6 protein-coding genes are annotated in these 11,864 nt (G+C 64.9%); 3 read left to right on the top strand and 3 right to left on the bottom strand.

The annotated features are described in order from the left end of the window. The first annotated feature begins 235 nt into the window (after positions 1-235). On the top strand, positions 236-451 hold the full coding sequence (locus tag AB5Y94_RS03615) for a YdcH family protein (RefSeq protein ID WP_005299061.1): 216 nt from the start codon (positions 236-238) through the stop codon (positions 449-451). A 76-nt stretch (positions 452-527) separates the two neighbouring features. On the opposite strand, the gene AB5Y94_RS03610 is transcribed toward AB5Y94_RS03615, so the two are convergent. Then, on the bottom strand, positions 528-1,643 hold the full coding sequence (locus tag AB5Y94_RS03610) for a helix-turn-helix domain-containing protein (protein ID WP_368204888.1): 1,116 nt from the start codon (positions 1,641-1,643) through the stop codon (positions 528-530). 188 nt (positions 1,644-1,831) lie between these two features. Between AB5Y94_RS03610 and AB5Y94_RS03605 the strand changes: the two genes are divergently transcribed. Then, the gene (locus tag AB5Y94_RS03605; protein ID WP_368204886.1) at positions 1,832-4,336 is read left to right on the top strand and encodes a penicillin acylase family protein; all 2,505 of its coding nucleotides are present in this window, start codon (positions 1,832-1,834) and stop codon (positions 4,334-4,336) included. Positions 4,337-4,408: 72 nt separating this feature from the next. Here AB5Y94_RS03605 and nifJ read toward each other — a convergent pair whose 3' ends face one another. Beyond that, positions 4,409-7,984: a pyruvate:ferredoxin (flavodoxin) oxidoreductase gene (gene nifJ / locus AB5Y94_RS03600; RefSeq protein WP_368204883.1), complete on the bottom strand. Its 3,576-nt coding sequence runs from the start codon at positions 7,982-7,984 to the stop codon at positions 4,409-4,411. Next, on the bottom strand, positions 7,981-9,627 hold the full coding sequence (locus AB5Y94_RS03595; protein WP_368204881.1) for an NAD(P)-binding protein: 1,647 nt from the start codon (positions 9,625-9,627) through the stop codon (positions 7,981-7,983). Before AB5Y94_RS03595 ends, nifJ begins: the two co-directional genes overlap by 4 nt. 376 nt (positions 9,628-10,003) lie before the next feature. On the opposite strand from AB5Y94_RS03595, the gene AB5Y94_RS03590 reads away from it, so the two are divergent. After that, positions 10,004-11,818 carry an MOSC N-terminal beta barrel domain-containing protein gene (locus AB5Y94_RS03590; protein WP_368204879.1) on the top strand — a complete coding sequence of 605 codons (1,815 nt, stop codon included), beginning with the start codon at positions 10,004-10,006 and terminating at the stop codon, positions 11,816-11,818. Positions 11,819-11,864 lie beyond the last annotated feature (46 nt).

Here is an 11,864-nt window from a genome sequence, read left to right as displayed (position 1 = left end):
CCGGCGGCCCCAGGCTGTCATCCGGCCGTCACAATTGTGATCCATCCGGCACTTTTCAGACTCTCTGCTTACCGATAAAAGCCTTATCAGCTTGTGATTCAAACAGTTAAAAATCGCCCGTCGCATGCAGCAAATCATTGGTCCCGAATTGGAGCCGGATCACATTTATCTCGCAGGGGACGCGGTAGTTTGGTCTTGCAGGCACAATCAAACGAAACCAAGGAGGCCGCATTACATGTTCCCAGAGTACAGAGAGCTCATCTCGAAACTGAAGAGCAGTGATGTCCATTTCCAAAAGAAGTTTGACTTGCATAACGACCTGGATGTGGAGATTAGAAAGTTGGAGAAACATCACGCCAGCGACTACAGCGCCGAGGTGAAGGATCTGAAAAAACAGAAACTCAAACTGAAAGAGGAGATCTACGACATCCTCAAACAACATCCACAATAGACGCCTCGACGAATACCTGGATAAGCAACTTATCCTGCCAGCCCGGCCCGACGCCGGGCTTTTTGTTGGCCGCTCATCAGGAGGCGACGGCCGCTTGCGCCCCCTGGCGTCGAAACTCGCTCGGCGTCTGGCCGGTATGGCGGCGAAAAGCACTGTTGAAGGTGGACTTGCTGTTGAAACCGGCCCGGTAGCAGACATTGGCCACCGTCTCGTCACTCGCCTGCAGCAGCCGCTTGGCCTCCTCCACCCGATGGCGGTTGAGCCAGTCGTAGAAGTTGCCCCCTGAACAGGCGTTGATGGCACTGGATGCCTGATGAAGGCTCAGACCGCACTCCTCGGCCAGCTTGCCAAGGGAGAGGGCGGGATCCCGATAGGCACCGCGCCCGAGCTGGCGCTCCAGCGCCTCGAACAGGGGGCGCAGGCCCTCATGCCGAACCGGTTCCGATGCGGCATCATTGGTGCGCTCGCGCACGCCCCCCTCCGGCACCCCTCCCTGTTGGGGCAGCCTGGCATGGGCCAGCACTTGCAGCAGCAGATAGGCGGTGACGGGGGCCTGCAGATAGACGGTAGAGAGCGGCCAGCCGAGCCAGCTCAAGGCGATGCGCACCAACAACAGCAAGGCCACCAGCAGTTGCAGCCCCTGCAACTGAGCGATCCAGGCCCGCAGCGCCGGCTTGCGGCTGGCCACTCCCAGGCGCCGCTGTTGCCACCAGTAGGCCAGCCCCAGCAGGGCGATGCAGGCCAGATAGCGGTTACCATAGAGGGTCACACCGGGCCACAGCGAATCCCCCTGCTTGCCAAGCAGGATCCAGCTCACCTTGTCGGCCCCCGGCAACAACCAGTAGGGCAACGCCAGAGCGGCAACCAGCAGCAGGGGCAAGCCGTGCACCAGCCGCTCACGCCAGCCACCGAGCACCGACTCCCCCTGCAGAGCCCTGATGTAGCCATAGAGGCAGAACGGCAACATCACCACCAGGGGGTCAGCCAGCTTGAGCAGATGGGGCCAATGGTGAAACCACTGCTGCTGGTGGTAGAGATACTCCAGCGCCTGCAAGCCGCTCAGGCTGAGCAGAGCCAGCAGATAACCGGCGGCGGCATCCCGCCGCATGCGCCGCAGCCAGCCGAGCGTGGCCAGCAGCAACATGCCGGTCAGGCTCAGACTGAGCACGGCGGCCACTTCTTCCCACTGCATATGCGTCCTCCTGCAGGTACGCCTCCATCGAGACGTACCTGTTTACCATTGTTTTTATTATGTTTTCCAACCATTGACCGGTTCCATCCAGCGAGGCGACAGGGGCGGAAGGGCTGCGCTTAAATACCTTCGCCTGCGGCTGAAAAGCAACAGAACAATAACAAGTCAGGACCACAGAAGGAACCAGGATGAAAACCCATTTTCCCCTCCCCCTGCTCGGCTGCCTCATACTGGCCGGCTGTCAGGAGAACAACAGCGAGCCGGATCCCGCTCGCCACTACGACGTCACCCTCACCTACACGGAGCAGGGTGTTCCCCACATCAAGGCGAACGACTACGCCAGCCTGGGCTTCGGGGCCGGCTATGCCCATGCCGAAGAGAACCTCTGCACCCTGAGCGAGCAGATCATGAAGCTGCGAGGAGAGAAATCCCGCAGGCTGGGCGCGGGGGAGCAGCAGCGCAACCTGCTCTCCGACGTGGGTTATCGCGTCCTCGACCTGCCTGCCCAGGCCGCGGCCCTGTATGGCAAGCTGGCGCCGGATGCCCGTGACCTTGTCGAAGGCTATGTGGCGGGGTTCAACCACTCCCTTGCCGGGCGAACCAGTCCGGCGGACTACCCCTCCCCCTGCCGCGGGGCCGAGTGGGTCGAACCCATCACCCCGGTCCAGTTGCTGGCCTATCACCTGGATCTTGCCCAGCTGGCCAGCGGCCGCAGCTTTATCAGCGCCATGGCCAGCGCCCAGCCCCCCGCCACTGCCAGTGCACAGGGACGTGCTGCCCTGCCCGCCCCGGCGCTGGATCCCGTCTCGCTGCTCACCTCGGAGGGGATCGGCAGCAACGGCTGGGCGCTGGGGGCGGATCGCAGCAGCAACGCCAACAGCCTGCTGCTCGGCAATCCCCACTTTCCCTGGGATGGCGAGCTCAGATTCTTTGAACAGCACCTGCAGATCCCGGGCAAACTCAATGTGACCGGTGCCACTATGATGGGCTTTCCCGCCATCCTGATCGGCTTCAACGAGCAGCTGGGCTGGACCCACACCGTCTCCCAGTCCAAGCGCTTCACCCTCTATCAGCTCACCCTGGATCCAGCCAATCCGCTGCGTTATCGCTACGGTGATCAGTGGCGGGAGATGAGCCAGAAAGAGATCACCGTGCAGGTACGCCAGGCCGATGGCAGCCTGCAGCCCCATGTTCAGACCCTCTATGCCAGCCATTTCGGCCCCATGGTCAACCTCGCCTCCCTCTCGCCCACCCTGAGCTGGACCAGCAGTAGCGCCGTCAGCTTCCGCGATGCCAACGCCGGCAACTACAAGATGCTGGAACAGTGGCTGGCCATGGCCAGGGCCCAAAGCACCCCGGCTTTCTTCGAGGCGCTGGCCGAGCATCAGGGGGTGCCCTGGGTCAATACCCTGCTGATCGACAAGACGGGCCAGGCTAGCTATGTGGATGCCACCCAGGTACCCCGCCTCGGCGCCAAGGCAGAGGCCTGGTGGCGAGCCGCCTCCCAGACACCGCAACTGGCGCCCATCTGGCTGGATGGCGAGGGCAGCGTGCTGTTGCCGGGCAACGACCCCGATTTCGAGTGGATCGACAGCGGCCAGACCCGGGCTCCCGGCCTTGCCCCCCTCAGCCAGGCTCCCCGCCAGACCCGCAGCGACTACGTCTACAACGCCAACAGCAGCCACTGGCTGACCAACCTGGCGGCCCCGCTGGAGGGTTACTCCATCCTCTACGGGCCGGAGCAGACGGTGCGCAGCCCGCGGACCCGCTACAACGCCCAGCTCATCAGCACCCCCGACACCATGGGACTGACCGGGAGCGATCGGCGTTTCACCCTGCAGTCGCTGCAACGGGTACTGACCCACAACGGCTCCCTGTTTGCCCGTGAGCTCAGAGAACCCCTGCTGGCCCGCTGTCAGGCCCATCCGCTGATCCAGCTGACCAGCGGCCCGCTGGACTTGACGCCGAGCTGCAATGCACTCGCCAACTGGGATGGCGAGTATCAGCTGGAGAGCCGCGGCGCCCACCTGATGCGCGAATGGTTGACGGCGTTTCGCACCAGCGGTCACAGAGACATCAAGGATGCCCTGTTCGCCATCCCCTTCGATCCGGCCCATGGCGCCACCACCCCGCGCGGGCTGGCACCCTGGAGCGGCGCACCTGATGAAGACCCGGCCCTGCTGGCGCTGGCCCAGGCCCAGCAACGGTTGCAGGCGGCCGGTATCGCACCGGATGCCGAACTCGGCGCACTGCAATTCGTGCAAAAAGCGGCCGGGCTGACCCCCATCGCACTACCGGGAGGCAACTCGTTCGAGGGCATGTTCAACATGGTGCAGACCAACCTGCCTTCGCGCAGCAGCTCGGATCTCGCCAACATAGTGACCGGCAAGGCCGTGGCAGGCACCACGCTGCGCAGCCTGGATGATGACGGTGACGGCCAGCCCGAGCTGCGTTATCGCGCCAACTACGGCTCCAGCTTTGTGCTGGCCCTGCAGTTCGATGACGCCGGCCCCAAGGCGGAGCGCTTCCTGAGCTACGGCCAGTCCCACGACCCCGAGAGCCCGCACTTCACCGATCAGACCGAGCAGTTCGCCCGTCAGCAGTGGCAACCCATGCGCTTCACCGAGCAGGAGATAGCGGCCCACCTGGAGCGTACCCTGCACCTCAAGGTACTGCGCACCAGCAGCCCCTGAGTCAACCCTCTCTATCCAGCCATAAAAAAGCGGGCCAATGGCCCGCTTTGTCATACCTGTTTCACCCCATCATTACACTGGCGGATGGAACTGGCTGGCCTCGCGGGTGGCCATCTCCTCGTAGGTGGCCCACTTCTGCCACGCCACTTGTTGCGCCACCTGCATCAGCCGCTGCGCCTCCTCCGGGTGGCTCTGGGCCAACACCCGATAACGGGTCTCCTCCTGGCGGTATTCGGCGAGCGGAATGGAGGGGCGCAGGCTGTCGAGGCTGAAGGGGTTCTGCCCCGCACTGCGCAGTACCGGGTTGTAGCGCATCAGCGGCCAGTGGCCGGAGGCCACGGCGCGTTTTTGCTGGGTCAGGCCAAACTCCATATCGATGCCATGGGCAATGCAGTGGCTGTAGGCGATGATGAGCGACGGGCCCGGATAGGCCTCCGCCTCACGCAAGGCCTGCAGCGCCTGCTGCGGGTTGGCCCCGAAGGCGATGCGGGCAACATAGACGTTGCCGTAGGAGATGGCCTGCAACGCTACATCCTTCTTGGCCAACGTCTTGCCTCCCGCCGCGAACTTGGCAACGGCACCGAGCGGGGTCGATTTCGACATCTGACCGCCGGTGTTGGAGTAGACCTCGGTATCCATCACCAGCACGTTCACATCGCGCCCGGAGGCGAGCACGTGATCGAGCCCCGCCGAGCCGATGTCATAGGCCCAGCCATCGCCGCCTACTATCCAGGCCGAGCGACGCACCAGCTGATCGATGAGGGACAGCAGCTCGCGGGCCTTGCCGGACTTCACCTCTTCCAGCCGCTCGCGCACTTGTGCCACCCGGGTGCGCTGGGCGCGGATCTCCGACTCCAGCCGCTGCGGGGCATTGATGAGGGTGTCGACCAGAGTCTCCCCAAGCTCCCCCTTCATGGCCTGCAGCGCCGCCACCGCCTGGGCGTGGTGCTGATCGGCGGTGAGGCGGAAACCAAAGCCAAACTCGGCGTTGTCCTCGAACAAGGAGTTCGACCAAGCCGGCCCCTTGCCCTCGCCATTCTTGGCCCAGGGGGTAGTCGGCAGGTTGCCGCCATAGATGGAGGAGCAGCCGGTGGCGTTGGCCACCAGCATGCGGTCACCAAACAGCTGGGTCAGCAGTTTGAGGTAAGGGGTCTCGCCACAGCCGGCGCAGGCGCCGGAGAACTCGAACAGGGGCTCGAGGAACTGGGCGCCGCGCACCGTGGAAAAATCCACTCGCTCGCGGGCCGGCCAGGGCAGGCTCTCGAACCAGTGCAGTGCCTGCTTCTGGCCGGCCAGATGGGGCGCCTTGTCCATCATGGCGATGGCGCGCTCGCCTTCATGGCTCTCATCTTCTCCAGCCCGCACCGGACAGGCCTGCACGCACTGGCCGCAGCCGGTGCAATCCTCCGGATAGAGCTGCAAGGTGTAGCGGCTATCGGGGAAGCCCCTGGCGGTGACGGGCACCGACTGGGCAGCCTCTGGAGCGCTCGCCAGCCAGTCCTGATGGTAGAACTTGGCCCGCAGCGCCGCGTGGGGGCAGACAAAGACGCAGTTGCCGCACTGGATGCAGATGTCCGAATTCCAGATCGGGATCTCGCGGGCGATATCCCGCTTCTCGAAGCGGCTGGTGGCGGTGGGGTAAGTGCCGTCCACCGGCAGCATGGAGACGGGGATCAAATCGCCGCGCCCTGCCAGCATCTCACCTGTGACCCGCTGGACAAACTCGCTGCCGCCGGGAGCCAGTGGCAGCGGATAGTCGCTGATCTGCTCCTCACCAGCCGGGATGACCACCTGATGGAGGTGGGCCAGGGTGTCATCCACCGCCGCGAAGTTGCGCTCGACTACCTCGGGCCCCTTGCGGGCATAGCTCTTCTCGATGCTCTCCTTGATAAGCGCAATCGCCTCGTCCCGCGGCAATATGCCGGCCAGGGCGAAGAAGCAGGTCTGCATGATGGTGTTGATGCGATTGCCCATGCCGTTGCGCTCGGCCACCCGATCGCCGTCGATGCAGTAGAGGCGGATATCGAGAGCCCGGATGCGGGCGCGCAGCCGCTCGGGCAGCTCGGCCCAGACCCGGTCGGGCTCATGGGGGGCGTTGATCAGCAGGGTCGCACCCTCGGCGGCGTGCTCCAGCAAGTCTACCGATTCGACAAAGCCCCACTGGTGACAGCCGATAAAACTCGCCTGCTCGATAAGCCAGGGGGCGTCGATGGGCTCGGGGCCAAAGCGCAGGTGGGAGACGGTGCGCGAGCCCGACTTCTTGGAGTCGTAGACGAAGTAGCCCTGGGCGTGGAAGCCCTCCAGCTCGCCGATGATCTTGATGCTGTTCTTGTTAGCGCCCACGGTGCCATCGGCACCAAGGCCGAAGAAGAGTGCCCGCACCCGGCTGGCAGGCTCCAGATCGCCGATGGGGTGCCAGGCCAGACTGAGGCCCGACACGTCATCGACAATCCCCACCGTAAAGCGGGGGCGCGGCGCATCGGATGCCAGCTCCTCGAACACAGCCGCGCACATGGCGGGGGTGAACTCCTTGGAAGAGAGGCCATAGCGACCGCCGCTCAGCCACGGCAGCCGCTTGATAAGACCGCGCTGCAAGCCATCGATGAGGGCGCTCTGCACATCCAGCAGCAGCGGCTCGCCGCCGGCGCCCGGCTCCTTGGTGCGATCCAGCACCGCCATGCGCCGCACGCTCTCGGGCAGGGCATCGAGCAGCGCCTGCACCGGGAAGGGGCGATAGAGGCGCACCACCAGCACCCCGGTCTTGCGATCCTGCCGGTTGAGCCAGTCCACGGTAGTGCGGGCGGTGGCAGCCCCCGAGCCCATCAACACGATGACCTCGGTGGCATCCGGGGCGCCGTGATACTCCACCAGCCGGTAGTGGCGGCCGGTCAGCTCGCCGAGGCTATCCATGCACTGCTGCACCCGCGCCGGCACCGCCTCGTAGAAGGGGTTGACGCTCTCGCGGGACTGGAAATAGGTATCCGGGTTCTGGGCGGTGCCGCGCATCACCGGATGATCCGGGTTGAGGGCCCGCGCGCGGTGGGCGCGCACCCAGTCGTTGTCGATAAGGGCCCGAATTTCATCTTTGTGCAGCGCAGTGATCTTGTTCACCTCGTGGGAGGTGCGAAAGCCGTCAAAGAAGTGGATAAAGGGCACCCGGCACTGCAGGGTGACGCTGTGGGCGACCAAGGCCAGGTCCTGCGCCTCCTGCACCGAGCCGGAGGCGAGCATGGCAAAGCCGGTGCTGCGCGCCGCCATCACGTCCTGATGGTCACCAAAAATCGACAGCCCCTGCGCTGCCAAGGATCGGGCCGCCACATGGAACACCGCCGAAGTCAGCTCGCCTGCGATCTTGTACATGTTGGGCAGCATCAGCATCAGCCCCTGACTGGCGGTGAAGGTGGTGGCCAGCGCCCCCGCCTGCAGGGCGCCGTGCACGGTACCGGCCGCCCCCCCTTCGCTCTGCATCTCCACCACAGTAGGGATGTTGCCCCACAGGTTGGTCTGCCCCTCGGCGGCCCAGGCATCGGCCAGCTCGGCCATAGTCGAGCTCGGGGTGATGGGGTAGATGGCACACACTTCGCTCAGCTGATACGCCACCCGGGCCGCGGCTTCGTTGCCATCGACCATGATCAATTCATGTTTCATTGGGACTCCTCCGGTTGGCGCAGATCGATGGCGTGGCAGGGACACTGGTCATGGCAGGCACCGCAGCCGGTGCAGCGCTCGGCATCCACCTGATAGCCCAGACCCGGTCCCAGCTTGGCGATGGCCTGTTCGGGGCAGCTGCCATAACAGCCGTCGCACTCGAAGCAGTTGCCGCAGGAGTAGCAGCGCGCCGCCTCGTAGCGAGCCGCCGTCTCGTCCAATCCACCGATGATCTCGCCAAAGTCATCCCGCGCCGAGGGCGGTTTGACCGGCTGGCTGCTGGCGGGAGCATGGGTCTGGAACCAGAGCTGCAACTGCTCGGGCCCCACCAGCGGGTAGGAGAGCGGCTTGTGGTAGAGGCGACCACGCAGCCAGGCATCCATATGGCGCGCCGCCTTCTTGCCGTGGCCGGTGGCGATGGTGACGGTGCGCTCGGAGGGCACCATGTCGCCGCCGGCAAACAGACCCGGTACGTCCGTCATCAGGTTTTTGCCAACCTGCACCACCCCCTCCTGGTTGACCCGCACGCCGGAGATGCTCTCCAGCACGCTCAAGTCCACCTCCTGACCGAGCGCCAGGATGAGGGAGTCCGCTTCGAGGGTTTCAAACTGGCCGGTGGGCACCGGCTTGCCCTCGGCATCCAGCGCCATCACCTCCACTTCAATACTGGTGCTGTCGAGCTGGCGAATGGTGCGCAACCAGTTGATCTTGATCCCCTCCTCCTCGGCCTCGTCGGCTTCGAAGGCGTGGGCCGGCATATGGTCCCGGTCGCGGCGATAGATGATCATCGCCTCCTCGACCCCGAGGCGACGGGCGGTGCGGGCCGCGTCCATGGCGGTGTTGCCGCCGCCGTAGATGGCCACCCGCCGTCCCAGTTTGGGTGGCGGCAAGCCTTTTTCCTCCGCCAGGCTGGCCTGCTCGAGGAAGCTCACCGCATCGAGGATCTTGCCCGCCTCCCGGGCCGGAATATCGACCCGCTTGGCCAGATGGGCGCCGATGGCCATAAAGACGGCGTCAAAGCCCCCCTGGTCGCGCTCGCGCAGCACATCCTCCACCTTGTGGTTGAGGGTCAACGTCACCCCGGCGGCGACGATGCGGGCCACCTCCCTGTCCAGCATCTCGCGGGGCAGGCGGTAAGCGGGAATGCCGAAGCGCAGCATGCCGCCGGCGAGCGGCCCCGCCTCGCGGATCTCCACCTGATGGCCGAGCCGGTTGAGGTGCCAGGCGCAGGAGAGGCCGGAGGGGCCGGCACCTATGATCAGCACCTTCTTGCCGCTGGCGGGCGCAGGGGGCGCAGGCTGCCAGCCCCGGGCCAGCGCCTCGTCGCCGAGAAAGCGTTCGATGGCATGAATGGAGACGGCATCATCCACCTGGGCCCGGTTGCAGGCGCTTTCGCAGGGGTGATAACAGACCCGCCCGTGGACCGCAGGCAGGGGATTCTCTTCGATGAGAGTCTGCCAGGCCGCCTCGAAGCGGCCCGCTTCAGCCAGGGCAAGCCAGGCCTGGATGTTCTCGCCAGCCGGGCAGGCATGATTGCAGGGTGGCAGGGCCGGCCGCCAAACGGGTAGCCGAGTACGGACCGGACCTGTTCCCGTCTTCTGGGAGAGATCCGGCGGTGGGGTCATATCCAGTTGTTTGCTCATACATTGCTTTCTTCTTTTTGGGTGACAGGCCCCATCCGAATGCACTTGATACCGTTTAACCGAAGCGGACGGTGGCCGGAGAGGGAAGAAGCGAAAGCGTCAGAAACTGGAAGCTGGCTCGATAATGGACTGATTTTTGTACTGAATGACGGATCAGGATCAAAAAATGTTGCACTTTATGAGGTATGGAGTGCACAACGTGACCCGTGTAACATCTTGCCCGTCTGCAGGAACTCCGCTCGGGCTCACGCCCCGCAAGCGACACCGCATCGTCGGCCACCCCGGGTGAGCGTCATCCCTGCAACCATTGCTGCACGGAACGGGGCTCGCCCGCTTCTCTCCTGCACTGGAACCGCCATCGCACAAGGACCCGGCCATGCCAACACTCGCCAGCATTCATCTCTACCCCATCAAGTCGACGGCAGGCATGCCACTGACCCGCGCCCTGGTCACCGAAGAGGGACTGCAGGGGGATCGCCGCTACATGGTGGTCAAACCGGACGGCAGCTTCATCACGGCCCGCACCCATCCCCAGTTGCAGCAGGTGGTGGCCACCCCCATCGAGGGAGGCCTGCAGCTGCGCTATCCGGGCTTCGAGCCGCTCACCCTGCAAGAGACCGGGTTCAGCCGCGCGCCCCGGGCCACCGGCGTCTGGAAAGACAGCTTCAACGCCCTGCACACCCACGCCCAGGCCGATGCGTGGCTGAGCAAGGTGGCGGGGGAACCGGTGCAACTGCTCTGGCTTGGCGAAGAGTCTGCCCGCTTTCGGGAGAAGACCGGCACCCGGGTCAGCTTTGCCGATGGTTACCCCCTGCTGCTGATAAGCCAGGCGTCTTTGGAAGATCTCAACCTGAGATCCGATGCCCTGCACCAGATGAGCCAGTTTCGCACCAACCTGGTGGCAAGCGGCACCCTCCCCTTCGAGGAGGACGGCTGGAAGCGGATCCGCATCGGCGAGGTGGAGTTCTTGGTGGCCAAGCCCTGCAGCCGCTGCATCATGACCACGGTGGAGCCGGGCACGGATCGCTTCAATGCCCTGAAAGAGCCGCTAGCCACCCTCACCCGTTACCGGCGCGGCGAGGATGGCGAGGTCTACTTCGGTCAGAACCTGGTGGCCCTCAACGAGGGCTGGATTGAGGCGGGCAGCGAGATAGAGGTGCTGGAGCGCGCCCGCGCACCTGTCTACCCCAACGCGGCCCCGAAAAAAAGGGAGCTGGTGTGCGTGGCCCGCGAGCCGCTGGCACGGGATCTGGAGACCTTCTGGTTCGAGGCGGCCGATGGCGAGCCCCTGCCCGACTATCTGCCTGGCCAGCACCTGCCCATCAGCCTGGATATTGGCCTGGGTCTGCGGCGCGAGCGCCTGCAGCGCCGCTATACCCTGAGCTCCACCCCGGAGCAGCCGGAGCGTTACAGCATCAGCGTCAAGAAGGTGGGCGGCGGTCGCATCTCCCACTGGCTGCACCAGCAGTTGCAACCGGGTGACCGTCTGCTGGCCGCCAACCCCGCCGGCGAATTTCATCTGGGCCGGGATCGCAATCTCTTGCTGCTCTCGGCAGGCTCGGGGGTCACTCCCATGCTCTCCATTGCCCGCACTCTGGCCTTGCGCGGGGAGCTCGGCGACGTGCACTTCATGCACCTGTGCCGCAGCGAGGCGGACATTCCCGCCGCCGGCGAGTTGCACGCCCTGGCGCAGCAGGGGATGACCCTCACCCTGATCCTGAGCCAGCCCGATACGCACTGGCAGGGGCTCAAGGGGCGGTTGGACGAGGTTCACCTCAAACAGATCAAAGGGTTGCAACAGCGGGAAGTGTTTATCTGCGGCCCCCACGGCTTTATGGCCGATGCGGCCACCAGACTGGCCGCCCTTGGCGTGCCGGCCGGACGGATCCGCCAGGAGAGCTTTGGCGGCGCCATCCTCTCCCTCTCCCGCCCACATCAGGCGGTGCAGCTGCGCATCGGCGAGCAGGCGTTTGCCGGCAACAATCAGGGCACAGTGCTGGATCAGGCCCACAAGCAAGGGGTGGAGCTGCCCTGGAGCTGCCGCGCCGGCATCTGCGGCAGTTGCAAGCAGACCCTGGTCTCGGGTGAAGTGGATCACCCCGATGCCCCCGCCATCACCGCCGCCGAGCGAGCCGCTGGCAAGATCCTCACCTGCTGCGCCGTCCCCCTCACCGACATCGTCATCAAATAAGGTGATCGAGGTGCAATAATCCGGCCGGGGTACGCTCCCGGCCGCG

This window comes from Aeromonas sp. s5 (genome assembly GCF_040907865.1).
GTDB classification, from domain to species: domain Bacteria; phylum Pseudomonadota; class Gammaproteobacteria; order Enterobacterales; family Aeromonadaceae; genus Aeromonas; species Aeromonas dhakensis.
Note: the sequence above shows the minus strand (reverse complement) of the source record. Positions and strands in the feature narration are given on the sequence as shown.